We start from the raw sequence: 25,314 nt of genomic DNA on the forward strand, positions 1-25,314 counted from the left end.
TTCGGTTTAGGGGGACCGTTCCAGGGCGTCGATCCGTTTCCCGCGCCGGCCCGTCCACACATTCTCCCGGCCGCGATGCGCAGCCGGCGCTTGAAAAGCGCTCCGGCTCGCGATACAGCCCCCTCAGTGCCGCCGTAGCTCAGTTGGTTAGAGCACCAGATTGTGGATCTGGGGGTCCCCCGTTCGAGCCGGGGCGGTGGTACCATCAATTTTGTTGAGGGTCCGGAAGGGGTTGGCGCTGCGCCAGCCCCTTTTTCGTTCTCGTTCTGCCTCCCAGATTTTCTCCCTAGGAAGCAGATAGGAAGCACTTTGCGCCGGGGCACCCGTGGACAAAGCGATCCGCCCGACCTTCCGTTGCTGGCGTTGGCGGATGTGCAAGCACTGCTGCGGCTCTACGGCACCGCCGCCCACTACTCGGGGGCGCTCATCCGTGCCGACATCGGCTCTGGGTGCAGACACTGAGGATCATCATTGGCCTGGAGCCGGGGAACACCAGCGAGGCAATTGGGATCGTGCCTGCTACGGACAAGGGCAAGGCCGACGTTGGTCGGATCTGCCCCGCGATTTCCCTTCGGTGACGCTTCCTGCGCTTATCGCGGTCGCCCTCAGCGTCTGGTCGTTCCGCCATGCCGACCATTGATGATCCGACCCGCGTCTTCGAGCAGGAGCGGGCGCGGCTCATCCGGCTCGCCTACCGCATGCTCGGGTCCCTCGGCGAGGCCGAGGACGTCGTACAGGACGCATGGCTGCGCTGGCGGCAGGTCGACCATGCCGAGGTCGCCTCGGCCGGCGCCTTTCTGTCACGGACGGTGACGCGGCTCTGTCTGGACGTCATGAAGTCCGCCCGGGTCCGGCGTGAGACCTATCTCGGAACCTGGTTGCCCGAGCCCGTTGCCCTGGTCCCGGACGAAACCTCTGGCGACGACCTGACGCTGACGCTGATGCTCGCCTTGGAGAGGCTCTCGCCGCTTGAGCGGGCCGCGTTCCTCCTGCACGACGTCTTCGCGGTCCCGCTCGCGGACATCGCGGTGACTCTCCGGCGTGAACCGCAGGCGGTTCGTCAGCTCGCCGCAAGGGCCAGGAAACACGTGCAATCCGCACGCCCGCGCTTCCCCGTGGAGCGGGAAGAGGGCGCGCGGATCGCCAAGGCCTTCTTCGAAGCCGTGTCCACGGGCGAGGTCGCGGCGCTCCGCATCATGCTGGCCAATTCCGTCGTCGTGCACTCCGACGGAGGCGGAAAGGTGCTCGCCTTCCCGCGGCCCATTGTCGGAATCGACAAGGTCACGCGCATGTTCGAGGGGTTCGCGCGTAAATTGTGGATCCAGCATGCCCGGAAGCTGCAGGACCTCTGGATCGATGGCCTGCCGGGCTACCTCAGCCTGGAACCGGGCGGGATGCTTCAGACCGTCGCCCTGGATATCCAGGGCGGATTGATCGTCGGCATCTACTTCACCCGTAATCCGGACAAGCTCCAGCGCATGGCGGTGTCGTTCGCAGGATCGCCGGGAGCGCCGATACCTCACTGAGCCTCATCGGCGGGCGATCGCCAGTTCCCGTCGGCAGACCGTCGCGAACGCGCAGAGCGGATCGAGGTCGCCGGCGTGGCGGATGGCCGACCCGGCCAGCGCGGACAGCGCCGGGATATGGGCCGCATCCATCGGCGCAAAGCCTCAGGCCGTGCGCTTCGGCTGTGCCGCGAGCCAGTCGTCGTAGCGCCGCTGTGAGAGCCACGCGTCACCGGTTGGCGTCAGCCAGCGGTCTTCGAGGACCACGCCGAAATACGGTGCGGCGTCGTCCGTGATGACTTCGTGCGTCTCGCCGAGGCCCTGGAAGTGACGCTTCACCAGCTCGACCATCGGCAGCCGTTCGGGGCCGGCGATCTCGACCATGCCGTTTCGCGGTGGCGCCAGCGCGGCCTCGGCGACCTTCGCCGCAACGTCGGCCGACGCGATCGGCTGGATCGACGCGGAGGTCACATGCGCGACGCCGTCGACGATTGCGGCCCCCGCAATCGCGGCGACGAACTCGAAGAACTGGGTGGCGCGGACAAGCGTCCAGGGCACGCCCGCCGAGGCGATCAATTCCTCCTGGGCGAGCTTGGCGCGGAAGTAGCCGCTGTCGCGCAGGAGCTCGGTGCCGACCACCGACAGCGCGACGTGGTGGGACACGCCGGCATGCTTCTCGGCTTCGGCGAGGTTCCGTCCGGCGCGGACGAAAAAGTCCATCGCGGCCTCGTCGGCGAATGACGGGGCGTTGGCGACGTCGACCACCACGCCAGCGCCCTTCAGGGCTTCCGCGAGGCCTTCGCCCGTGACGGCGTTGACGCCGGTGTTCGGCGAGGCCGCAAGGACCTCGTGGCCGGCGGCCTTCAGGGTGGCGACGACCTGCGAGCCGATCAGCCCCGTGCCGCCGATGACGACGATTTTCATGTGGCGCTCCGTCCTGTGTCCGGTCCCGGTGGGGACGTTCGAAACCAAGACGAGGGCGATCCCACCCGATGTGACATCGGCTCCGATGAAACTGATCCGGCCGCGGCCCGAACGCCCCTACGGCCAGGAAGATCCGTTCCGCCATGTCACGTCCGCACCTGCATTCTCGTCAGGCAGCGCGCATCGCGAGGAACGACGATCATGACGCCCGCCATCGAGAGGCTGACGCGGGACCGATCCCGACCCAACACCATCATGTGAAGTGTTGCCGGCCGTTTCTCGAAACGGCCATTCGTTGGCGTTGGCGTTCGCATGCGGACTTCGCAGGATCTGTCGCCGCCCATGTCGACCACGGTCGCCCAGGCAGGCTGTCCCCTGGGGTGCGCCGAGTTCCGCTCTGCCTTGTGCCTCGGCACGGCCGCCGACTGAACTGGCAGGGTGATGGGGTGAGGCCGCCGGCCCCGAGATCCTCATGCGATCCTTATAAGATCGTCTCCGCTTCCGTCTCGAACCCTAATGCGGTTCGCGTCCACATTCGACGCGGGCGGGACCGGTCATGGCATCGGGCCGCCGAACGGAATCGGACCCACCATGCTCGACATCGCCTTCATCGCCGCGGGGCTCGCCTTCTTCGGCCTGGCCGCCGGCTACGCCGTCCTGTGCGAACGCCTCTGAGACCCGCCATGACCCTCGACCTGACGCTCGGCGCCCTCGTGACCCTGGGGCTGCTCGGATACCTCACCTACGCCCTCGTCCGCCCCGAGCGGTTCTGAAGGAACGGCTCCCAGGAAGACTTGCCATGACCATCAACGGCTGGATCCAGATCGCGCTGTTCTGCGCGGTCGTCCTCGCGCTCGCTCGACCGCTCGGCGGCTACATGACCCGTGTCTTCACGGGTGAGCGAACCTTCCTTTCGCCCGTGCTCGCACCCGTCGAGCGTGGGCTCTACCGCGTCGCCGGCATCAACGCCGCCCAGGAGCAGCACTGGCTGGCCTACGCCCTGTCCATGCTCGCCTTCCACGTCCTCGGCTTCCTCGCCCTGTACGGGCTGCTGCGCGTCTAGGCGGTGCTGCCGTTCAATCCGGACGGGCAGTCGGCGGTCGCGCCGGATCTGGCCTTCAACACGTCGACGAGCTTTCTCACCAACACGAACTGGCAGTCCTACGGCGGCGAGACGACGATGTCGTACCTCACGCAGATGCTGGGGCTGACCCACCAGAACTTCCTGTCCGCCGCCACCGGCATCGCGCTGGCCGTAGCCCTGGTGCGTGGCTTCTCGCGGGCTTCGGCCAACACGGTGGGCTCGTTCTGGGTCGATCTCACCCGTACCACCCTCTACGTGCTGCTGCCGCTCTGCATGGCGCTGACGCTGTTCTATGTCTGGCAGGGCATCCCGCAGACGCTCGGCGGAGCGGTCGAGGCGACGACGCTGGAAGGCGCCAGGCAGACGCTCGCGGTCGGCCCGGTGGCGAGCCAAGTCGCGATCAAGATGCTTGGCACCAACGGCGGCGGCTTCTTCAACGTCAACGCCGCCCATCCGTTCGAGAACCCGACCGCCCTCGCGAACTTCGTCCAGATCGTCTCGATCTTCGCCATCGGTGCGGCGATGACCAACGTCTTCGGTCGCATGGTCGGCGACGAGCGCCAGGGCTGGGCGGTCCTGTCCGCCATGGGCGTGCTGTTCCTCGCCGGCACCGCGGTGGTCTACTGGGCCGAGAGCGCCGGAAGTCCCGTCCTGAATTCCTTCGGTCTCACCGGCGGCAACATGGAGGGCAAGGAGGTCCGCTTCGGCATCGTCGCGTCCGCCCTGTTCGCTGCCGTCACCACGGCGGCGTCCTGCGGCGCGGTCAATGCCATGCACGACAGCTTCACGGCGCTGGGCGGCATGATCCCGATGATCAACATGCAGCTCGGCGAGATCATCGTCGGCGGCGTCGGCGCCGGTCTCTACGGCATCCTGGTCTTCGTCATCGTGACGATCTTCGTCGCCGGCCTGATGGTCGGGCGCACGCCGGAATACCTCGGCAAGAAGATCGAGGGCCGCGAGGTCAAGATGGCGATGCTCGCCATCCTGTGCCTGCCGCTGATGATGCTCGGCTTCACGGCGCTCGCCACCGTGGTCGCGGCCGGCCTCGCGGGTCCGGCCAATGCCGGCCCGCACGGCTTCTCGGAGATCCTCTACGCCTTCACGTCGGCGGCGGCGAACAACGGCTCGGCCTTCGGCGGGCTCACGGCCAACACGGCCTTCTACAACACCACCCTCGGCCTCAGCATGCTGTTCGGGCGGTTCTTCGTCATCGTGCCGGCCCTCGCCATCGCCGGGTCGCTCGCGGCCAAGAAGACCGTGCCGGCCTCGGCCGGGACGTTCCCGACCCATGGCGGCCTGTTCGTCGGCCTGCTGGTCGGCGTGATCCTCATCGTCGGCGGCCTGACCTTCTTCCCGGCCCTGGCGCTCGGACCCATCGTCGAGCACCTCGCCGGCGGCCTCGGCCAGACCTTCGCGGCGGGGGGCTGAGATGCGTCACCCATCGCTGCACCACCGCGCGCCGATGCGCCCCGCCGCCCGCCGCGCCCTGGCCCTGCACCGGCCTCGGCCCCGAACGGTCAGCCGGGGCCACCCGGAGCGCGGCGATCTCCGGGCCTCGGACGTCGTCCTCGCGCTCCTCGGCCTGACCCTGCTCGGCGCCTTCTGCCTGGTGATCGCCGTCGATCTGCTCGGCCGCGCCCTGGCCGCCTGACCCTTCGGCACGGCGTGGATCCGCGCCGGCTTCCAGACGTCCCTCATGCCCGGACACTCGCCATGGCCCGCCCAAACTCCATACGCCTGTTCAGCGCCGCCCTCGTTGGGCCGGCACTGGTCGGCGCCCTGACCAAGCTCGACCCGCGCAAGATGATCAAGAACCCGGTCATGTTCGTGGTCGAGGTCGTGGCCGCGCTGACGACCGTCCTGTTCGTTCGTGACGTCCTGACGGGCGGCGCCAACCTCGCCTTCTCCGGCCAGATCATCCTCTGGCTCTGGTTCACCGTGCTGTTCGCCAACTTCGCCGAGGCCATCGCCGAGGGCCGCGGCAAGGCCCAGGCCGACAGCCTCCGACGCACCCGCACCGAGACCATGGCCAAGCGCCTCACCGGCACGGGCCGGGACTTCGAAACCGTGCCCGGCAACGACCTCAAGGTCGGCGACGTGGTGCTGGTCGAGGCCGGCGACATCATCCCCTCGGACGGCGAGGTCATCCTCGGCGTGGCGTCGGTCAACGAGGCCGCCATCACGGGCGAATCCGCCCCCGTGATCCGCGAATCCGGCGGCGACCGGTCGGCGGTGACCGGCGGTACCCAGGTGCTCTCGGATGAGATCCGCGTTCGCATCACGGCCGCCGCCGGCTCGACCTTCGTCGACCGGATGATCGCCCTGGTCGAGGGCGCGTCCCGCAGCAAGACCCCCAACGAGATCGCGCTGAACATCCTGCTCGCCGGCCTCACCATCATCTTCGTCTTCGCGGTGGCGAGCATTCCGAGCTTCGCCTCCTACGCCGGCGGGTCGATCCCGCTGATCGTCCTGGTCGCCCTGTTCGTCACCCTGATCCCGACCACCATCGGCGCGCTCCTGTCCGCCATCGGCATCGCCGGCATGGACCGCTTGGTGCGCTTCAACGTGCTCGCCATGTCGGGCCGGGCCGTGGAGGCGGCCGGCGACGTCGACACGCTGCTCCTCGACAAGACCGGCACGATCACCCTCGGCAATCGCCAAGCCACCGAGTTCCGCCCCGTTCGCGGCGTCTCCGAGCAGGACCTCGCCGATGCGGCCCAGTTGGCGTCGCTGGCCGACGAGACCCCCGAGGGCCGCTCCATCGTCGTGTTGGCCAAGGAGGAGTACGGCATCCGCGCCCGCGACATGGCGAGCCTCAACGCCACCTTCGTGCCCTTCACCGCCCAGACCCGGATGAGCGGCGTCGACCTCGACGGCTCCTTGATCCGCAAGGGCGCGGTGGAGTCCATTATCGCCTCGGTCAACCCGCAGCCAATGGCGACCCGCGGCTCCAGCGCGGCCCTGGCCTACAGCCCCGGCGTCGCCGACGAGACCGTCCGCGAGATCCAGGCCATCGCCGAGGACGTGGCCAAGGCCGGCGGCACCCCGCTCGCCGTGTCGCGGGACGGCCGGCTTCTCGGCGTCGTCTATCTCAAGGACATCGTGAAGGGCGGCATCCGCGAGCGCTTCGCCGAACTGCGCCAGATGGGCATCCGCACGGTAATGATCACCGGCGACAACCCGATGACCGCGGCCGCCATCGCGGCCGAGGCCGGAGTCGACGACTTCCTCGCCCAGGCCACCCCGGAGGACAAGCTCGCTCTCATCCGCAAGGAGCAGGCGGAAGGAAAGCTCGTCGCCATGTGCGGCGACGGCACCAACGATGCCCCGGCGCTCGCTCAGGCCGATGTCGGGGTCGCCATGAACACCGGCACGGTGGCGGCGCGCGAGGCCGGCAACATGGTCGACCTCGACAGCGATCCGACCAAGCTCATCGAGATCGTCGGCATCGGCAAGCAGTTGCTGATGACCCGTGGGGCGCTGACCACTTTCTCCATCGCCAACGACGTCGCCAAGTATTTCGCGGTTCTCCCGGCGATGTTCTTAGGTCTCTATCCGCAGCTCCAGACCCTCAACATCATGGGGCTGGCCTCGCCTCAGAGCGCGATCCTCTCGGCCATCATCTTCAACGCCCTGATCATCGTCGTGCTGATCCCGCTGGCGCTCCGCGGCGTGTCCTACCGGGCGGTCGGGGCCGGCGCCCTCCTGCGCCGCAACCTCCTGATCTACGGCCTCGGCGGCATCCTCGTCCCCTTCGTCGGCATCAAGGCCATCGATCTCGCCATCACCGCCCTGCACCTCGTCTGAGCCACCGCCGCACACGACCTCCGGGACCATCGTCATGTTGAACCAGCTTCGCCCCGCCCTTGTCCTGCTGACCGCCCTGACGGCCATCACCGGGCTCGCTTATCCCCTCGCGATGACCGGCATCGCGGGGACGATTTTCCCGGCCGAGGCCGCCGGCAGCCTGATCGTGCGAGACGGCAAGGTCGTCGGCTCCAGCCTGATCGGGCAGTCCTTCACCAGCGAGCGCTACTTCCAGGGGCGCCCGTCCGCCACGAGCGCCGCCGACCCAGCCGACGCCACCAAGACGGTGCCGGCGCCCTACAACGCGGCGAACTCGTCGGGTTCCAACCTCGGCCCGACCAGCGCCGCCCTGGCCGAGCGCGTGAAGGCGGATCTGGCCGCGCGTCAGGCCGAGAACCCGGGCCAGCCGGTCCCGGTCGATCTCGTGACCACGAGCGGCTCGGGCCTCGACCCGGACCTCTCGCCCGACGCCGCGTTGTTCCAGGTGCCCCGGGTCGCGAAGGCGCGTAACCTGCTCGATGATCGGGTACGGAGCCTCGTCGCGTCCCAGGTCCGGGGTCGCGTCCTCGGCATCCTGGGAGAACCGCGTGTCAACGTGCTCGCCTTGAACCTCGCCCTGGACGATCTGGGCCGGAAGTAACCTCGCCGGAAGTGCAGCGTGCCGACGTCGATCCCGCACCGCGACCCCGACCGTCCTTCGCCCGACGCGCTGCTGGATGCCGCGCGCCGGGAGGAGGGCCACCGCGGCCGCCTCAAGATCTTCCTCGGTGCGGCCCCGGGGGTCGGCAAGACCTACGAGATGCTCACCGTCGGCCGCGCCCGTCTCAAGGCCGGCACGGACGTCGTCGTCGGCGTGGTCGAGACGCATGGTCGGGCCGAGACCGAGGCCCTGGTGGAAGGCTTCGAGGTCGTGGCCCGTCATCAGGTGCCGTATCACGGCACGGTGCTGGCGGAGATGGACCTCGACGCCCTCCTCGCCCGTCAGCCGGTGCTGGCCCTCGTCGACGAGCTCGCCCACACCAACGCGCCGGGCTCGCGGCACCCGAAGCGCTATCAGGATATCGAGGAACTGCTCGACGCCGGCATCGACGTCTACACCACCCTCAATATCCAGCACGTCGAGAGCCTCAACGACGTTGTCGCCCAGATCACCCGCATTCGGGTGCGCGAGACGGTCCCCGACGGCATCCTCGACCGGGCCGACGATATCGAGGTGGTCGACCTCAATCCGGACGACCTGATCCAGCGCCTGAACGACGGCAAGGTCTACGTGAAGGGCAACGCCGAGCGTGCCCTCAAGCACTACTTTTCGCGGGGCAACCTCACGGCGCTGCGGGAGCTGGCGCTCCGCCGCACAGCCGATCGGGTCGACGACGAACTCCTGATCCACATGCGGGCCAACGCCATCGCAGGGCCCTGGGGTGCGGGCGAGCGGGTCCTCGTCTGCGTCAGCGAAGACCCGCGCTCCGCCGGCCTCGTGCGCCACGCCAAGCGCCTCGCCGACCGGCTGCACGCGCCCTGGACGGCCATCACCGTGGAGGGGCCGCGAAGCCTCTCCCTCGACGAGGCGGCGCGCGACCGCATCGCCGACACCCTGCGCCTCGCCGACCGCCTCGGCGGCGACGCCGTGACCCTGCCGGGCGGACGCCGCGTGGCCGACGACATCCTCGCCCATGCCCGCTCGACCAACGTCAACCACATCATCCTCGGCAAGGCCGACCGTTCCCCGCTGTTCGAGCTTCTGAACGGCTCGGTGGTGCATGACATCGTCCGGCGCTCGGGCAACATCAGCATCCATGTCATCAGCGGCGAAGCGGCGAAGGCCGATCCGGGCCGACCGAAGACCGTTGCAACAGCGCCGACCACGCCGTCCTTCGAGGCACCGCCCTACCTCCTCGGCCTCTTCGCGACGGCAGCGGCCCTCGGGCTTGCCCTCGTGGTCGAGCCCTATCTCGGCGTCGAGAACGCCGACCTCATCCTGCTGACCGCCATCGTGGCCGTCGCCGTGCGCTTCGGGCTCGGTCCCTCCCTCGTCGCCGTGGCGGCGGCCTCGCTGTCCTACAACTTCTTCTTCCTGCCGCCGGTCTACACCTTCACCATCGCGGACCCCACGAACATCGCCGCGTTCCTGCTGTTCACCGTGGTCGCGGTGGTGGTCTCGAACCTCGCCTCCCGCTCCCGCCGGGAAGCCGTCGTCTCCCGTGGCAGGGCCCGGGCGACCGAACGGCTCTACGGCTTCAGCCGTAAGCTCGCCGGGTGCGCCACCCTCGACGACGTGCTCTGGGCGACCTCCGCCCAGATTGCCGCCATGCTGAGGGTGCGCGTCGTCTTGCTGTTGCCCGAGAGCGGGGCGGTTTCGGTCCGGGCCGGCTTCCCGCCCGAGGACACCCTCGATGCTGCCGATCTCGGGGCTGCGACCTGGGCCTTCGACAACGAGCGCCTGGCCGGGCGTGGGGCCGATACCCTACCGGGGGCCAAGCGCCTGTTCCTGCCGATGCGCACGGGCCGCGGCATCGTCGGGGTGATCGGCCTCGACACCGACGGCACCGGCCCGATCCTCTCGCCGGAGAACCGACGCCTGTTCGATGTGCTGGCCGACATGGCGGCGCTGGCCATCGAACGCGTGCGGCTCGTGGAAGACCTCGACCGGGCCGAACGCGCCGCCGAGACCGACCGCCTGCGCCAGGCCCTGCTCACCTCGATCTCGCACGACCTGCGCACGCCGCTGTCCTCGGTGCTCGGGGCGGCCACCACCCTGCGTGACTTCGACGAGGCCCTGCCACGCGACGCCAAGGTGGACCTCCTCGCCACCATCATCTCGGAATCGGAGCGGTTGAACCGCTTCATCGTCAACTTGCTCGACATGACGCGGCTGGAGGCCGGAGCCGTGGCGGCGAGCCTCGCGCCGCAGGACGTCGGTGAGACCGTAGACACGGCCCTGCGCCGTCTGGGTCCGATCCTCGCCGGCCATCGGGTGTGCCTGGACCTCCCGACCGATCTGCCGGCCCTGCGCCTCGATCCGGTCCTGTTCGAGCAGGTGCTGGTCAACCTCCTCGACAACGCCGCCAAGTATGCGCCTGAAGGCTCCACCGTCACCGTCAAGGGCTCGGCCGAGCGCGGGCAGGTCCGGCTCCAGATCCTCGACGAGGGCGATGGGCTGCCCGAGGCCGATGTCGAGCGGGTGTTCGACAAGTTCTACCGCGTCCGCAAGTCCGACAGCGTCCGGGCCGGGACGGGGCTTGGCCTCGCCATCGCCCGTGGCTTCGTCGAGGCGATGGGCGGCACGCTGACGGCGGACAACCGCCGCGACCGCCTCGGCGCCGTCTTCACCATCCTCCTGCCCGTCCCCCCGGCGGGACACGTTCACTCGGATCTGGCGGCATGAGCATCAGCATCCTCGTCATCGACGACGAGCCGCCGATCCGCAAGCTCCTGCGCATGGGCCTGGCCACCCAGGGCTACGAGATCTTCGAGGCGCCCAACGGACGGACAGCCCTCGATGTCCTGTCCCGCGAGACGGTCAATTTGATCATCCTCGACCTTGGCCTGCCGGACATGCGCGGGCACGACCTGCTCCGCGTCATCCGCAAGGATTTTCGCGATCTCCCGGTCGTCGTCCTGTCGAGCCGCGACGACGAGGCCGGCAAGGTCGAGGCCCTCGACATCGGCGCCGACGACTACGTGACCAAGCCCTTCGGCATGGGCGAGCTCCTGGCCCGCATCCGCGCGGCCCTGCGCCACCAACTCGCCGTCCAGGGCGAGCGCGCCCTGTTCGAGGTCGACGGCCTCAGCGTCGACCTGGTGCGCCGCCTCGTCCGGGTGCGCGGTGCGGACGTCAAGCTGACCCCGCGCGAGTACGACTTCCTGCGCGTCCTGATCCAGCATGCCGGCAAGGCCCTGACACACGCCCAACTTATGAGCGCGGTCTCGACCTCGTCGGACCCCCAATACCTGCGGGTCTACATGCGCCAGCTTCGCCTCAAGCTGGAGGCCGACCCCGAGCGGCCGCGCATCCTCCTGACTGAGACCGGCGTCGGGTACCGCTTGCGCGCACCGGACGACGCGGCCCGAGCCTGACGCCGGGACTTCCTCATCGCAGACTTCCTCATCGCATGCCGGCAGCACCGACCGGTACTTTCCAGATATCCCAGCGCGTCGGAGCGAGCGCCGTGACTCATCCTACAGTCGCACGACCGAGCCTTCCCGCACGACCATCGCCGAACGTCTGTCCCCGGACCGGCGCCCGGTCGGATTGGGTGATCAATGGGCCGGCGAACCGGTTCGCTCGGTGAGGAAGGGATTGGCGACGGCGGCGCGGGCGGCCGGCCTGCCTCACGTCCACCCCATCTGCTTCGGCATAGCGCGGCGGTGCGCTAGGCCGAGATGGGAGTGCCGATGGAAGAGATCGCATCTCATCTCGGGCATTCCAACCCGAAGGTCACCCGCGAGCTCTACGCCCTGTTCAGCCCCGAGGCCCTCACGCGGCGTGCCGGGGCCCTTGAACTGGACGATCTGGGTCTGAAGGAAGTGCCTGCGGTCGGCCGGTCCATCGAACCTGCGAAATCCGCCAAACGAACCCAAGTCAGGTTCGCCGAACCAGAGGGGACATTCGAAAAATGTCCCGCAATCCGCATTCGAAGAGGTGAAACCATTGTTCCTGCGAGGGAAAAATGGTGGGCACTACAGGGTTCGAACCTGTGACCCCTACCATGTCAAGGTAGTGCTCTACCGCTGAGCTAAGCGCCCTCACCGGCGGCGTCCCCGCCGGTGAGGGGGGCTATAGCTTCTGGTTCCGGGGGGCGCAAGCGCAAAGGCGGCTTCGCAAGGCACCGCGCGATCCATTTTCCTGCGCCGATCCCGAAAGTAGGCTAAGGGCCGGGCCGGCAGCCACGGACCGGTCTCCTCAAGGGGCCCGAAATCCCGGGCGGATCGGGCGCGCGAGCAACGGTGAGGAATGCGGTTCTACGTCGATCACGACCGGGGCGATGAGATCAGGTGCTGGGTGGTCCCGGACAACCCCCTGGCGATCAGCCGCGTCTTCGTCGCCCTGGAGGGGCGCCGGGTCGCCGAGGTTCCCGCCACGATCACGGATGACGGCATCCGGGCCAATGGCTGGCACTCCACCGGGCAATGCGTCTTCCGGCTCACCCCGGAGGAGGTGCCGGGTCTTGCGGAGGCGCGGCGGGTCGAGGTCTACGACACCGACACCAACGTCCTCATCTACCGGCGCATCCGCCAGGACGGGATACGGCCGGGCAAGGTTCTCCTCATCGACACCAGCATCGTGCCGGAGACCCGCATCCCTTCGGCCCTGTTCGACCGGTTCCAGCAGAGCTACATCGGCATCGGCCGCCTGTCCGACGAGGTGCTGCGTGTGCTGTTCGAGAGCCCGTGGCTGGCCTCGTCCTTCCTGTCCGGCGCCATCGTCGTGCCGCGCTACGAAGGCTTCTTCGCCAGCGACGACTTTCTCACGACGGCCCTGGTCCACGACCCCTACACCGAGATGGCGACCCGCCTGCTCTGGCTGAAGGCCCGCACCGCCGTGGCCGCCGATCCCGACCAAGCCTGGCGCCTCGGCCGCCTCGCCGAGGCGGCGGATTTCGCCGGCGACTACGATTACGACGACGTGAAGAGTCTCAAGCGCTTTTTCCGGATGATGCCGGAGCAGGCCTACCGCCTCCTCTACAATCCCCTGGCCCGCCAGTTCGGCACCAAGCTGCCCGACGACCGCCTGACCCCGGGCAATTCCATCGTCGCCATCGAGATCCTGGCCCGCGTCGGCATCGTCGGCCACCGCGAATTCTACGAGGCCTTCGCCACCACGCTGTTCGACCGCCTCGGGATCGAGGCCGTCGTGCCCGAGCCCGAGCCGATTTCCGAGACGGTCCTGGCGCTGGCTGCGCGCCTGCGCGGCCTGCGGGTGGCGCAGGACATGCTGGTCTTCGACGTCGCCATGGCGGATGCCGTGCGCGATGCCGTCGCCAAGGGCTGGACCGTCTGAGCATGGAGCCGGACACGGTCGCGGCGCCCTCGGCCCGCCTGCCCGGCGGCGTGAGGCCCTTCGCGGCCGAGGGCGCGTCCCTGCGCCTCGACCTTACCGGAGCCGGCCTCGGCGGCGCCTGGGTGACGATCCGGTTCTCCGACGCGGGCAGCGGTGGCATCGCCCGCCTTCTGATCAGCCTGCTCGGCGAGGGCCGCCAGGGCGCGGTCCTGTCGGAAGAGGCCCTGGGCGGCGATACTTTCGCCTGGACCGGGCGCCTGCCCGAGGGCGTCCGCGCCCTCGTCCTCTCGCCCCTGGCGCCGGGCCGGCCCTTCGCCCTCGCGCGTTTCTCCATCCGCCGGCAGGGCCGCCTCGCCCTCGCGGCCCGCGCGGTCGTGAGGCACCCGACATCGACCGCCCGCGCCGTGTACTGGCGCTGCCTCGGCCTGAAGGTGCGCGGGCGCGGCCTGCTCGCCGCGGCGCTCGCCCATCGCCGGAACACCGGGTATCCCGCCTGGATCCGGCGGTTCGACACCCTCGACGGCCCCGGGCGGGCCCGCCTGCGCGCCGAGGCGGCCGCATGGCCCGACCCGCCCCTGATCTCCGTCCTGATGCCGGTCCACGATCCCGCGCCGCGGGTGCTGGAGGCGGCCCTGCGATCGGTGCGGGGGCAGCTCTCTCCGCATTGGGAACTCTGCGTCGTCGACGACGCCTCCTCCGATCCCGCCGTCGGCCGGTGTCTCGCGGCCCATGCGGCGGCGGACCCGCGCATCCGGGTGATGCGGCGCGCCGTCAACGGCCATATCGCGCGGGCCACCAACGACGCCCTGGCCATGGCGCGGGGGGCCTACGTCGCCTTCCTCGACCACGACGACGTCCTCTCGGAAACGGCGCTGTTCCACGTGGGCCAGGCCGTTCGTGCCGATCCCGGCCTCGTCCTCGTCTACAGCGACGAGGACAAGATCGACGGGCGCGGGCGCCGCTTCGAGCCGCACTTCAAGTCGGGCTTCGACCGCGAACTCCTCTACGGGCAGAACTACATCAACCACCTCACGGTGGTGCGGACCGCCGAGTTGCGGGCGCTCGGCGGCCTGCGCCCCGGGTTCGAGGGCAGCCAGGACCACGACCTGCTCCTGCGCCTCACCGCCGGCCTCGCGCCGGAGCGCGTGCGCCACATTCCGAAGGTGCTCTATCACTGGCGCGCCGCGGGGGGGTCCGGCACCTTCTCCGACCGGGCGCTGGCGCAAGCCGAATCCGCGCGTCTCACCGCCCTCGCCGAGGTGGCGGTCGCCTTCGGGGCCCGTGCGGAACGCGGGCCGTTGGGCTTCAACCGCCTGGTGCGGCCCCTGCCCGATCCGCCCCCGCGGGTCTCTATCGTCATCCCCACCCGCGACCGGGCCGAACTCCTGGGGACGGTCCTGCACGGTCTCTTCGCGGCGACGGACTACCCGGATCTCGAGGTCGTGGTCGTGGACAACGACAGCCGCGAGGCGGCCACCCGCGCTCTGTTCGCGCGCCGTGCCGGGGACACGCGCCTCCGGATCCTGCCCGTCCCGGGGCCGTTCAACTTCTCGGATCTGTCGAACCGGGGGGCGGCCGCCGCCACGGGGGCGGTGCTCTTGTTCCTCAACAACGACGTCGAAATCATCGAGTCCGGCTGGCTGCGGGAGATGGTCTCCATCGTCCTCGACCCCGGCGTCGGGGCGGTGGGCGCCAAGCTGCTCTATCCCGACGGCACCCTCCAGCACGGCGGCATCGTCCTCGGCATCGGCGGGGTCGCGGGCCACAGCCACCTCGGCCTGCCGGGCGCGGAACCAGGCTACTTCGCCCGGATGGTGCTGACGCAGGAGGTCTCCGCCGTGACCGGGGCGTGCCTCGCCGTGCGGGCCGAGGTCTTCGCGGAGGTCGGCGGGTTCGATGCGGAGCACCTCGCCGTCGCCTTCAACGACGTCGACCTGTGCCTGCGCCTGCGCGGGGCCGGCTACCGCAACGTCTGGACGCCGCATGCCCGCCTCATCCACCACGAATCGAAGAGCCGTGGCCCCGAGGACACGCCGGAGAAGCGGGCCCGGTTCGAGGCCGAGACGCGGGTGATGCAGGCGCGCTGGGAGCCCCAGCTGCGAGCCGACCCGTACTACAATCCCAATCTTTCGCGGGGGTCGGCGCATTTTCGCCTGTGATGCGCGGCCCGGCGTGCTCTCCGACGACGCGGAGACCGGTTCGTCGCAAGGAGCACGACACAAGCGAGCACGATGCAGGGCGCTCGAGACGTGATCCGATCCGACTCGATCAGGCACGGCTCGGGCCGAGGATGGCCCGTGACGTCGCGCCCGCGACGGTTGATGTTGCAGTGCGGCGACACGTTGCCGCGTTCCGCGCCGTCCGGCATCGTGAGCCGGCGACGATCCCGTGCCCTGTGTGTCTTGGACGTGACAGGCCTGCCTTGGAATTGCTTAAAGTCGGGATGATAAGCGGCCCTGCGACCGTAGAAGCGGCGCCGCCCGCGCATCGCCGGCGACGGGGCACGACCCCGATCCGATCCACGAGGGCCACCGGGAAGCACATGGCATCTTTTCGCAAGTCGATTCCGGATTCCAAGTCGATTCACGGCGCGCGGGCCATCGTGCCGTCCCGTTCGCGCTCGCGCTCGGTCGTCCACGACGCCTAGCCTGTCCCGGGGACGGTTATCGGACCCGATCCCCTCGGCCGTTCCTGATCGGAGCCGTGCCGTCCATCGATGAAGACGCGCAGCCGGATCGTCAGTCCTTGCGCGAGCCTCGCCCGCCCCCTTTCCCGCGTGTTGGACACCGTCGTGGTGCCATACTAAGGATCGGGCGGATTGCCCGGCCCCTCCCCGAGGCCGGTCTCGTTCCCCGTTCAAGAGCGTGTGCGAATCGAACGTGACTCAACGTACAGACATCGCGATCATCGGTCGTGCCTGCCGCCTCCCGGGTGCCTCGAACGTCGAGGGTCTGTGGCAGCTCCTGACGGAGGCCCGCTGCGCGGTCGGGCGGATTCCCGAAGACCGCTGGTCGCTGAGCCGGTTCGGGCATCCCCGCGCCCAGGAACGCGGCAAGAGCTACACCTGGTCGGCGGGCATCCTCGACGAGATCTGGTCGTTCGATCCGGGCGTGTTCGGCATCTCGCCCCGCGAGGCCGAGCAGATGGACCCGCAGCAGCGGCTCCTGCTCGAACTCACCTGGGAAGCCCTGGAGGATGCGGGCCTGCGCCCCTCGGCCGTGGCCGGCACCCAGATCGGCGTGTTCGTCGGCGCCTCGTCCCTCGATTACGGCAATCTGCGCATCCTCGACACCGCCTCGGGTGACGCCTACGCGGCGACCGGCAACACCCTCTCGATCCTGTCGAACCGCATTTCCTATATCTACGACCTCAAGGGCCCGAGCTTCACCGTCGACACGGCGTGCTCGTCCTCCCTCGTCGCCCTGGATTCGGCGGTGGCGGCCATCGCCAGCGGCCGGATCGACACCGCCGTGGTGGCCGGCGTCAATCTGCTGGCGAGCCCGTTCAACTTCATCTGCTTCTCCAACGCCCAGATGCTGTCGCGCCGCGGCCTGTGCAGCGCGTTCTCGGCCCAGGCCGACGGCTACGTCCGCTCCGAGGGCGGCGTCGTCCTCGTGCTGCAATCGGCGAAGGCCGCGGCCCGCGACGGCAACACCGTGCGGGGCGTCATCGCGGCCAGCGGCGTCAATTCCGACGGCCGCACCACCGGCATCTCGCTCCCCTCGGGCTACGCGCAGGGCGCGCTCCTGGAGCAGGTCTACCGCGAGGCCGAGATCGATCTCGACAAGGTCGTGTTCGTCGAGGCGCACGGCACCGGCACTCCCGTGGGCGATCCCATCGAGGCCGGCGCCATCGGCGGCAAGCTCGGGAAACCGCGCCGCGAGCCCCTGCCCATCGGCTCCATCAAGAGCAATATCGGCCACACCGAGCCGGTCTCGGGGCTGGCCGGCCTGCTCAAGGCGAGCCTCGCCCTGGAGCACGATTTCGTGCCGGCCTCCCTGCACGCCGCCGAGCTCAACCCCGACATTCCCTTCACCGACCTCAACCTGTCGGTGCTGAACCAGCCCCTGGTGATCCCGCGCGGGCGCGCCGAGCGCTTCGCCGGCGTCAACTCCTTCGGTTTCGGCGGCACCAACGCGCACATCGTGCTCACCGATGGCGAGCGCGTCGCCGCCAAGGCCGAGACCACCCGGGCGCCCGAGATACTGCTGCTGTCGGCCCAGAGCCGCGCGGCCCTCAACGAACTCGCCCTCGACTACGCCGAACGCTTCGACGGCGCCGCACCGGCCGAGGTCGCGCGCATCGCGGCCGCGGCCGCCCATCGCCGCGAGCGCCTGTCGTCCCGCCTCGCCATCGCACTCGACGCCGACCTGCCCGCGACGCTCCGCGCCGTCGGCGAGGCCGAGGAGTCCGACGCCGCCCTCATCGGCACCGCCGTCGACCGTTCGGCCGAGGTCGCCTTCGTCTATTCCGGCAACGGCAGCCAGTGGGCCGGCATGGGCCGCGAGGCCTACGAGGAGAACGCGGTCTTCCGCGCCGCCTTCGATCGCATCGACACCCTGTTCCTCAAGCTCTCGGACTGGTCCCTCAAGGAGGCGCTGTTCGCCGAAGACCTTGACGAGCGCCTCGTCCTGACCCGCGTCTCCCAGCCCCTGATCTTCGCCATCTCCAGCGCCTCGACCACGGCGCTCCGGGCGCGCGGCCTCCACCCGAAATACGTGCTCGGCCACAGCGTCGGCGAGATCGCGGCGGCGGAGGCCGCCGGCATCCTCAGCCTCGAGCAGGCCGTGAAGGTGATCTTCTTCCGCAGCCAGCATCAGGAATCGACGCGGGGCCTCGGCACCATGGCGGTGCTGCTGGCGCCGGCCGACGAGATCGAGCTGTTCCTGAAGGACTACCCGAGCCTCGACATCGCCGCCTACAACAGCCCCAAGGCCATCACGGTCGCGGGGCCGGTGGCGGACATCGACGCCGCCATGAAGGCCCTCGCGCGCAAGCGCCGGCGCGGACGCAAGCTCGACCTCGAATACCCGTTCCACGGTCGGTTGATGAACCCGACCGAGAAGCCGCTCCTGCGCGATCTCGCCGGCCTCAAGCCCCATGCCGGCACCACCGCCATGGTCTCCACCGTCACCGGCATGGTGCTGGCCGGTTCGGAATTCGGCGCCGGTTACTGGTGGCGCAACATCCGCGAGCCCGTGCGCTTCGCCCAGGCCGTGCAGGAAGCCACCCGCCAGGGCGCCCGTGTCTTCGTGGAAGTCGGCCCCCGCGCCACCCTCCTGTCGCATATCGGCGACGCCATCGAGCCCCTCGGCATCGAGAACGCCACCATCGGCGTCCTCCATCGCAAGCAGGCCGGCGGCGATCCCATCGCCCGGACCGTGGCCGCCGCCCTCGTCCAGGGCGCGGCCGTCGACGAGACCACGGTGTTCGGCCAGAACCCGAAGGGCGACGTGTCCCTGCCGCTCTACCCGTGGCAGCGCCGCGCCTTCCGTCTGGCCGAGACCTCCGAGGGCGTCGGCGCCACGACGCCGCGCACCTATCACCCCCTCTACGGCGCGCGCGTCACCGTGGACGGCCTCGAATGGCACGGCCACGTCGACATCGCCACGGTGCCGGAACTCGACGACCACCGCATCGACGGGCAGGCGATCCTGCCGGGCGCGGCCTTCATCGAGATGGCCCTGGGGGTCGCCCGCGAGGTCATGCGCAGCGACACCGTGGTGCTCGCTGAATTCGAGATTCAGTCGCCGATGGTGTTCGGCGAGGAATCCCTGCGCGAGGTCATGGTCCGCGTCTCGGGCTCGGGCAACGGCATCCAGATCCTGAGCCGGCCGCGCCTGACCCAGGCCGCGTGGCAGCTCCACGCGGCGGCCAAGATCGTCGACGGCACCTTCTCCGCGCCCGCCCGCCAGGACATTCCCGCGCCGGGCGAGCAGGCGGTGGACGGCGAAGCCCTCTACCGTATCGCCGCCGCCTCCGGCCTCGGCTTCGGCCCGAGCTTCCGTCAGGTCGCCCTGTCGGCGCGCCTCGACGAGACCACCATCGTCTCCGACCTCGTGCCGGCCGAGGCCGACGAGCGCTTCGGCCTCGTGCCCGCACGCCTCGATTCGTGTTTCCACGGCCTGATCCTCCTGTTCGCCGGCCTCATGGGCGAGGGCTCGACCAAGGCCTACGTGCCCGTGCGCTTCGGCGAGATCCGCCTGGTGAAGCCGGGCGCCGTCATCGCCCGGGCGATGATCCGGACGCGCCGCGCCAACGAGCGCAGCATCCTGGCCGACTTCACCCTGGTGGATGCCGAGGGCGAGGTCATCGCCACCCTGCGCGAGGGTCGCTTCCAGGCCCTGCGCACTAAGAACGCCAACGAACTGGCCGCCTACGCCATCGCCCAGCGGGCCGAGCTCGCCACCGAACCCACGGCGATCCCCCTCGACCGTCGCCAGCGCATCGCCGACGCCGTCCGGCCCCAGGCCAAGGCGGCCTTCGCCGCCGCCGAGGCGCCGCTGGCCCCCGGCCACCTGCTCCTCGAGGGCTGGGCCACCTCCATGGCTTACCGCTTGGCGGAAGGCCTGCAGCGCTCGGGCACCGTCGCCATCGACGAGCGCGTGCCCGAGGCCATGCGGCCCTGGCTGCTGAACGCCCTCCTGGCCCTGGAGAGCAGCGGGCTCGCCACCCTCGACGGCGAGCGCTGGACCCTGCGCAAGGACGTGACCCTGCCGGCGCCCGACGAGATCATGCGCTGGATCGCCGCCGATCACCCCGACCTCTCGGCCGAACTCGTGCTCACCGCCGATATCGGCGCCGTCGTCGGCCGCCTCCTCGCCGGCGACCTCGTCCACGCCCCGACCCTGTCGCAGAACGCGCTCGACGCCTTCACCCTGCGCAGCGCCACCGCCCGCGCCTCCGCCGACGTCATCGCCCGGATCGTGGAATCCGGCAGCGCCGCGCTCCCCCGCGACCGCGCCCTGCGGGTGCTCCAGGTCGGCTTCGGGCCCCTGTCGGCCCAGGCCGCCGCCTTCGCCGACGGCATCGAGGCGCAGCTCTCGGTGTTCGAGGCCGACCGGCGCCTGGCCGAACGCGCCCGCCTCGCCCTGCCCCGCGGCGTCACCGTCATCGAGGACGCGGCCGAGCTCACCCCCGGCGGCTTCGACGCCATCCTCGCCGCCGACGTGCTCCATCGCTCCGAGCGCGGCGTCCTGCAGCAGGTGGCCGATGCGCTGGCCACCGGCGGCTTCCTCATCGCCGTCGAACCCGGCGCGTCCCTGTTCCGCGACCTCGTGTTCGGCCTGACGCCGGACTGGTTCGACGTGACCGGCGAGATGCCCATGGGACGCCTCGACGACATCACCGGCTGGCAGCGCTCGCTCAGCGACACCGGCCTCGTCCGGGTCGCCGTCGACCGTGCGGTCTCCGACAACGGCGACGACCTCCTGTTCATCGCCGAAGCGCCCGTGCGCGCCCGCCCCGCCGCCGGCCAGACCTTCGCGTTCGTCATCGGATCGCACGACGCCTACGCCGCCGAGACCGCCTCGTCCCTGGCGACCCTGCTGGTTGCGGGCGGCGTCCACGTCTCCATCATCCTCGATTCCGAGCAGTCCCTGCTCGAGCTCGAGCGCGAGACCCCCGACACGGTGGTGTTCCTCGCCGGCGCCTTCAACACCGACGGTCCGGCCGCGAACCGCCTGCGCGACCGCTGCCTCAGCCTCAAGCGCTGCGTCGAGCACCTCGGCAGCCGCCAGACTCGCCTCTGGGTGGTCTGCCCCGGTGCCACCCGCGACGACGGCGATGCCAACGGTTCCGTCGAGGCGGGCGTCTGGGCCTTCACCCGGACGCTGGCCAACGAGGTCGCCAACCTCGACGTGCGCCGCATCGACCTGACCGACACGCTCACCACCAAGCTCGCCGCCGAGCGCCTGCGCGACCTCATCCTGTCGGGCACCGCCGAGACCGAGATCGTCCTCGATCCCGACCAGACCCGGGTGATCCGGTTCTCGCCGGGCCAGATCGCGCGCCGCCCCGCCGCCGACGCGGTGCCGGCGCCCGCCGCCCGCCTGGAACGCAGCAACACCGGCGGCCTCAACGAGATGGCCTGGGGCCCGGCCGAGCGCCGTGCGCCGGGACGCGGCGAGGTCGAGATCGCCGTCGAGGCCACGGGCCTCAATTTTCGCGACGTCCTCTGGGCGCTCTCCATGCTCCCGGAAGAGATTCTGGAAGACGGATTCGCCGGGCCCCGCCTCGGCCTGGAGGTCGCCGGCCGCGTCCTCTCCGTCGGCAAGAATGTGGATGCCTTCAAGGCCGGTGACCGCGTCGTCGCCTTCGCCCAATCGGGCTTCTCGACCCACATCGTCGTGCCCGAGCTCGTGGTCGCGCCGAGCCCCCCCGGCCTCGATGCGCAGGCCGCCGCCACGGTGCCGGTCGCCTTCCTCACGGCCTATTACGGCCTCGTGAGCTGCGCCCGCCTGCGGCGCGGCGAATGGGTCCTCGTCCATGGCGGCGCCGGCGGCGTCGGCCTCGCCGCCCTCCAGATCGCCAAGCTCAAGGGCGCGCGCGTCATCGCCACCGCCGGGTCGCGGGAGAAGCGCGCCCTGGTGAAGGCGCTGGGCGCCGAGCACGTCCTCGACTCGCGTTCGCTGGCCTTCGTCGACGATGTCCGCCGCATCACCGGCGACGGCGTCGGCGTGGTGCTCAACAGCCTGTTCGGCGAAGCGATGGAGCGCAGCCTCAACTGCCTCAAGCCGTTCGGCCGCTTCATCGAGCTGGGCAAGCGCGACTACGTCGCCAACACCCATATCGGCCTGCGCCCGTTCCGCCGGAACCTGTCCTATTTCGGCGTCGATCTCGATCAGGTGCTGCAGCACCAGGGCGAGGACGGGGCGCGCCTGTTCCGGGAGGTCATGGCCCTGTTCAACGAGGGTGGCCTCAAGCCGCTCCCGTACCAGCCCTTCACCTCGGACGAGGTCTCGGACGCGTTCCGGCTCATGCAGCAATCGGGGCACGTCGGTAAGATCGTCATCGCGCCGCCGAAAGCCGGCAGCGTGATGATGGCCGAAAAGTCCACCTTCGAGATTTCACCGGACGGCGTGCACCTCGTCACCGGCGGCCTCGGCGGCTTCGGCCTGGAGGCCGCGCGCTGGCTCGCCGACCGGGGCGCCCAGCGCATCGTTCTCGTCGGCCGCAAGGGCGCCGAGAGCGCCGATGCCAAGGCCCTCGTGGCCGAGCTGACGGCACGCGGCGTCGCGGTGCAGGCCAAGGCCTGCGACATCACCAGCCGCAAGGCGGTGGACGCCCTCTTGGGTGACGTGGAGCGCGGCGGTCAGAAGCTCGCCGGCGTGATCCACGGAGCCATGGTGCTACAGGACGGCCTCATCGCGAACATCGACGCGGCGGCCCTCGACGCGGTCATCCGCCCGAAGGTCATCGGCGCCGAGCACCTCGACGCGGCGACGCGCACGCGAAAACTCGACTACTTCGTGCTGTTCTCCTCGGCCACGACCTTCATCGGCAATCCCGGCCAGGGCTCCTACGTCGCCGCCAACGGCTTCATGGAGGGTTTGGCCCGCCGCCGGCGCAAGCTCGGCCTGCCGGCTCTGGCGGTCGCCTGGGGCGCCATCGGCGATGTCGGTGTCCTCGCCCGCAACCGCGCCGTGATGGAGACCCTGGCCGGCCGCGTCGGCGTCACGCCCATGGACGCCCGCCACTGCCTCGACCTCATGGCCGATGCCCTGGAGGGCCAGAGTCGCGGCACCGACGATGCGGTCATCGCCATCGCCTCCATGCATTGGGGCAAGGCGCGCGAGCGCCTCGCCACCATGAAGAGCCCGAGCTACGCCGACCTCGGCTCGGACCAGCAGATGGAAGCCGGCACGGTGGCGGCCATCAACATCGGGATGCTGCTCAAGACCCAGGACATCGACACGGTGCGCAAGACCGTGGCCGATGCCATCGTCGAGGACATCGCCCGCATCCTGCGCCTGCCGAAGGACGACATCAGCCGCGTCCGACACCTCTCGGAGATCGGCCTCGATTCGCTCATGGGCGTCGAGCTCGGCGCCAGCCTGCAGGAGCGCTTCGCCCTCGAAGCGCCGCCTTCTGGCATCTCGTCGGGGCTCACGGTCAATGAGCTCACCGAGACCCTGATCCAGTCGATCTCGGCCCCCGTGGACGAGGCGGCGGCCGCCGTGATGAGTCTCGCCCAGCGCCATGCCAGCGAAGGCGTGGATGTCAGGACCCTCGAGCCCTTCCACGCGCTGGTCGAAGAGAACAGCCTCGTCATCAAAGAGATTCTGCCATGACAAAACCCGCCAGACCGGACGGCGGACGCGCGGCGCTCGCGGGCTTCGTGACGAACCGCCTCGGCCGCAACGCCAACCGGCCGGCCCCGGCGCGTGCGCCCGCGCGCCCGGCGGGCGACCCGTCGGTGCAGAACTTCGAGACCCTGCCGGGTTACCGCGAGCTGCGCCTGCAGCGCTCGGCCGCCGATCTCATCGGGCTTGGCAACCCGTTCTTCCGGGTCCACGAGACCCGGGCCGGCGCCAGCACCCGCATCGCCGGCAAGAGCTTCATCAACTTCTCGTCCTACGACTACCTCGGCCTCAACGGCCATCCGGACGTGAACGCCGCCGCGGCGAAAGCCATCGAGACCTTCGGCACCTCGGCCTCGGCGAGCCGCATCGTGGCGGGCGAACGCCCGGGCCACCTCTCCCTGGAGAAGGCCCTCGCCGACCATTACGACACGGAGGCCTGCGTCGTGATGGTGAGCGGGCACGCCACCAACGTCACCACCCTCGGCGCCCTGATGGAGCCGGGCGACGTGATCTTCCACGATGCCCTGAGCCACAACAGCATCGTCACCGGGGCGCAGCTCTCGGGGGCCCAGCGCCGCTCCTTCGCCCACAACGACCTCGACGCCCTCGAGACCCTGCTCGGCGCCACCCGGCACGAGCATCGCCGCGCCCTCATCGTGGTCGAGGGCCTCTACAGCATGGACGGCGACGCGCCGGATCTGGCCGCCCTCGTCGCCCTGAAGCAGCGCTACGACGCCTGGCTGATGGTCGACGATGCCCACGGGCTCGGCGTGCTCGGCCGCACCGGCATCGGCCTCGCCGAGCATTGCGACGTCGATCCGCACGGCGTCGACATCTGGATGGGGACCCTGTCGAAGACGCTGTCCACCTGCGGCGGCTACATCGCCGGCCCGGCGGCGCTCATCGAGTACCTGAAGTGCACGGCCGGCGGCTTCATCTACAGTGTCGGCCTGTCCCCGCCACTCGCCGCCGCCGCCGAGACGGCGCTCGCCATCATGCATGCCGAGCCGCATCGGGTGGAGCGCCTGCGCCAGAACGGCAACCTGTTCCTCGCCTGCGCCAAGAAGCACGGCCTCGACACCGGCACGAGCCTCGGCCTCGCGGTGATTCCGGTCATCGTCGGTGATTCCCTCAAGTCCGTGACCCTGTCGGACCGCCTGTTCAAGCGCGGCATCAACGTGCAGCCGATCATCCATCCGGCCGTGCCCGAGCGGGCTTCGCGCCTGCGCTTCTTCATCACCTCCGAGCACACGCCCGAGCAGATTCGCGAGACCGTGGACGCGGTGGCCGAGGAACTGCACGAGATCGAAAAGGGCGGCTCGCTCATCGAGCAGCTCATGTCGAAGCGCGGCAAGCCGTAGGCTTCGCCGCTCGAACCGTCACACTAGAACGAGAAACGGGCCCGCGAGGGCCCGTTTTTTGTACCCGAAGGTCTGCCGTCGCTCAGCGGGCGGTAGCGTAGAGCGAAGCGCCTGCGGCGACGGGCGCGGTGACGGTTGAGAAGACCGACAGCACCTTCTGGACCTCGGTGAAGGGGGCGTTGGAAACGTAGACGAGGTCGCGGTTGCGCATGCGGAAGGCCTGGGTGAGGAACAGGCTGTTGGGGTCGCGCATGTTGATCCGGTAGACCACGGGCACCAGCGGCGTGCCGAGCAGCGGGCTGCCGGGCTTGAGGCGGCGCACCAC

The 25,314-nt window shown here is 69.9% G+C and carries 15 protein-coding genes, 2 tRNA genes and 2 pseudogenes; 15 read left to right on the top strand and 4 right to left on the bottom strand.

Features of this window, described 5'->3' with window-relative positions:
• Positions 1-128 precede the first annotated feature (128 nt).
• Positions 129-205, top strand: a tRNA-His gene (locus MKK49_RS12900).
• Positions 206-626: 421 nt separating this feature from the next.
• The gene (locus tag MKK49_RS12905; RefSeq protein WP_244028970.1) at positions 627-1,526 is read left to right on the top strand and encodes a sigma-70 family RNA polymerase sigma factor; all 900 of its coding nucleotides are present in this window, start codon (positions 627-629) and stop codon (positions 1,524-1,526) included.
• 3 nt (positions 1,527-1,529) lie between these two features.
• Here the strand turns inward: MKK49_RS12905 and MKK49_RS24520 are convergent, their stop codons facing one another.
• Together MKK49_RS24520 and MKK49_RS12910 are read right to left on the bottom strand one after the other, a co-directional pair.
• Positions 1,530-1,658, bottom strand: a complete 129-nt coding sequence (locus tag MKK49_RS24520; protein ID WP_279595499.1) for a hypothetical protein — start codon at positions 1,656-1,658, stop codon at positions 1,530-1,532.
• Between the two features lie 12 nt (positions 1,659-1,670).
• Positions 1,671-2,429 carry an SDR family oxidoreductase gene (locus MKK49_RS12910; RefSeq protein ID WP_244028971.1) on the bottom strand — a complete coding sequence of 253 codons (759 nt, stop codon included), beginning with the start codon at positions 2,427-2,429 and terminating at the stop codon, positions 1,671-1,673.
• Between the two features lie 516 nt (positions 2,430-2,945).
• Here MKK49_RS12910 and MKK49_RS12915 point away from each other — a divergent pair.
• The 9 genes and pseudogenes from MKK49_RS12915 (at position 2,946) to MKK49_RS12955 (ending at position 12,024) form a co-directional block, all read left to right on the top strand.
• Positions 2,946-3,104, top strand: coding sequence for a hypothetical protein (locus MKK49_RS12915; protein ID WP_244028973.1), 159 nt, complete (start codon positions 2,946-2,948; stop codon positions 3,102-3,104).
• Between the two features lie 8 nt (positions 3,105-3,112).
• The gene (locus MKK49_RS12920; protein ID WP_036267122.1) at positions 3,113-3,202 is read left to right on the top strand and encodes a K(+)-transporting ATPase subunit F; all 90 of its coding nucleotides are present in this window, start codon (positions 3,113-3,115) and stop codon (positions 3,200-3,202) included.
• A 26-nt stretch (positions 3,203-3,228) separates the two neighbouring features.
• Positions 3,229-4,944, top strand: a pseudogene (kdpA, locus tag MKK49_RS12925) (potassium-transporting ATPase subunit KdpA).
• Position 4,945: 1 nt separating this feature from the next.
• Positions 4,946-5,167: a hypothetical protein gene (locus MKK49_RS12930; protein WP_244028975.1), complete on the top strand. Its 222-nt coding sequence runs from the start codon at positions 4,946-4,948 to the stop codon at positions 5,165-5,167.
• Positions 5,168-5,229: 62 nt separating this feature from the next.
• The gene (gene kdpB, locus MKK49_RS12935) at positions 5,230-7,323 is read left to right on the top strand and encodes a potassium-transporting ATPase subunit KdpB (RefSeq protein WP_244028978.1); all 2,094 of its coding nucleotides are present in this window, start codon (positions 5,230-5,232) and stop codon (positions 7,321-7,323) included.
• Positions 7,324-7,357: 34 nt separating this feature from the next.
• Positions 7,358-7,963: a K(+)-transporting ATPase subunit C gene (locus MKK49_RS12940; RefSeq protein WP_244028980.1), complete on the top strand. Its 606-nt coding sequence runs from the start codon at positions 7,358-7,360 to the stop codon at positions 7,961-7,963.
• Between the two features lie 18 nt (positions 7,964-7,981).
• On the top strand, positions 7,982-10,708 hold the full coding sequence (locus MKK49_RS12945; RefSeq protein ID WP_244028982.1) for a sensor histidine kinase: 2,727 nt from the start codon (positions 7,982-7,984) through the stop codon (positions 10,706-10,708).
• Positions 10,705-11,400 (top strand): response regulator, encoded by a 696-nt coding sequence (locus MKK49_RS12950; RefSeq protein WP_244028984.1) that lies wholly within the window; start codon positions 10,705-10,707, stop codon positions 11,398-11,400. Before MKK49_RS12945 ends, MKK49_RS12950 begins: the two co-directional genes overlap by 4 nt.
• Before the next feature lie 318 nt (positions 11,401-11,718).
• A complete protein-coding gene (locus tag MKK49_RS12955; protein ID WP_244028986.1) occupies positions 11,719-12,024 on the top strand; it encodes a hypothetical protein in 306 nt (101 codons plus the stop codon).
• On the opposite strand, the gene MKK49_RS12960 is transcribed toward MKK49_RS12955, so the two are convergent.
• Positions 11,995-12,069: transfer RNA gene (locus tag MKK49_RS12960), tRNA-Val, on the bottom strand. The genes MKK49_RS12955 and MKK49_RS12960 overlap by 30 nt on opposite strands.
• A gap of 208 nt (positions 12,070-12,277) precedes the next feature.
• Between MKK49_RS12960 and MKK49_RS12965 the strand changes: the two genes are divergently transcribed.
• From MKK49_RS12965 to MKK49_RS12980, 4 genes are all read left to right on the top strand, one after another.
• Positions 12,278-13,324, top strand: a complete 1,047-nt coding sequence (locus MKK49_RS12965) for a hypothetical protein (RefSeq protein WP_244028988.1) — start codon at positions 12,278-12,280, stop codon at positions 13,322-13,324.
• Positions 13,325-13,326: 2 nt separating this feature from the next.
• Positions 13,327-15,483, top strand: a complete 2,157-nt coding sequence (locus tag MKK49_RS12970) for a glycosyltransferase family 2 protein (protein WP_244028990.1) — start codon at positions 13,327-13,329, stop codon at positions 15,481-15,483.
• Positions 15,484-16,203: 720 nt separating this feature from the next.
• The gene (locus MKK49_RS12975) at positions 16,204-23,616 is read left to right on the top strand and encodes a type I polyketide synthase (protein ID WP_244028992.1); all 7,413 of its coding nucleotides are present in this window, start codon (positions 16,204-16,206) and stop codon (positions 23,614-23,616) included.
• Positions 23,613-24,989: an aminotransferase class I/II-fold pyridoxal phosphate-dependent enzyme gene (locus MKK49_RS12980; protein ID WP_244028994.1), complete on the top strand. Its 1,377-nt coding sequence runs from the start codon at positions 23,613-23,615 to the stop codon at positions 24,987-24,989. The genes MKK49_RS12975 and MKK49_RS12980 overlap by 4 nt, the downstream gene beginning before the upstream one ends.
• An 82-nt stretch (positions 24,990-25,071) precedes the next feature.
• Here MKK49_RS12980 and MKK49_RS12985 read toward each other — a convergent pair.
• Positions 25,072-25,314: pseudogene (locus MKK49_RS12985) on the bottom strand (sugar transporter); the annotation flags it as partial.

Origin of the sequence: Methylobacterium sp. J-090, from assembly GCF_022829345.1 — a bacterium.
Lineage (GTDB): Bacteria > Pseudomonadota > Alphaproteobacteria > Rhizobiales > Beijerinckiaceae > Methylobacterium.

Excerpts from the sequence above, each read along its gene's own strand:
- MKK49_RS12905 (WP_244028970.1), top strand. The coding sequence starts at position 627 with ATGCCGACCATTGATGATCCGACCCGCGTCTTCGAGCAGGAGCGGGCG.
- MKK49_RS12950 (WP_244028984.1), top strand. The coding sequence starts at position 10,705 with ATGAGCATCAGCATCCTCGTCATCGACGACGAGCCGCCGATCCGCAAG.
- kdpB (WP_244028978.1), top strand. The coding sequence starts at position 5,230 with ATGGCCCGCCCAAACTCCATACGCCTGTTCAGCGCCGCCCTCGTTGGG.
- MKK49_RS12980 (WP_244028994.1), top strand. The coding sequence starts at position 23,613 with ATGACAAAACCCGCCAGACCGGACGGCGGACGCGCGGCGCTCGCGGGC.
- MKK49_RS12940 (WP_244028980.1), top strand. The coding sequence starts at position 7,358 with ATGTTGAACCAGCTTCGCCCCGCCCTTGTCCTGCTGACCGCCCTGACG.
- MKK49_RS24520 (WP_279595499.1), bottom strand. The coding sequence starts at position 1,658 with ATGGATGCGGCCCATATCCCGGCGCTGTCCGCGCTGGCCGGGTCGGCC.
- MKK49_RS12970 (WP_244028990.1), top strand. The coding sequence starts at position 13,327 with ATGGAGCCGGACACGGTCGCGGCGCCCTCGGCCCGCCTGCCCGGCGGC.
- MKK49_RS12915 (WP_244028973.1), top strand. The coding sequence starts at position 2,946 with ATGCGGTTCGCGTCCACATTCGACGCGGGCGGGACCGGTCATGGCATC.
- MKK49_RS12910 (WP_244028971.1), bottom strand. The coding sequence starts at position 2,429 with ATGAAAATCGTCGTCATCGGCGGCACGGGGCTGATCGGCTCGCAGGTC.
- MKK49_RS12920 (WP_036267122.1), top strand. The coding sequence starts at position 3,113 with ATGACCCTCGACCTGACGCTCGGCGCCCTCGTGACCCTGGGGCTGCTC.
- MKK49_RS12955 (WP_244028986.1), top strand. The coding sequence starts at position 11,719 with ATGGAAGAGATCGCATCTCATCTCGGGCATTCCAACCCGAAGGTCACC.
- MKK49_RS12965 (WP_244028988.1), top strand. The coding sequence starts at position 12,278 with ATGCGGTTCTACGTCGATCACGACCGGGGCGATGAGATCAGGTGCTGG.
- MKK49_RS12930 (WP_244028975.1), top strand. The coding sequence starts at position 4,946 with ATGCGTCACCCATCGCTGCACCACCGCGCGCCGATGCGCCCCGCCGCC.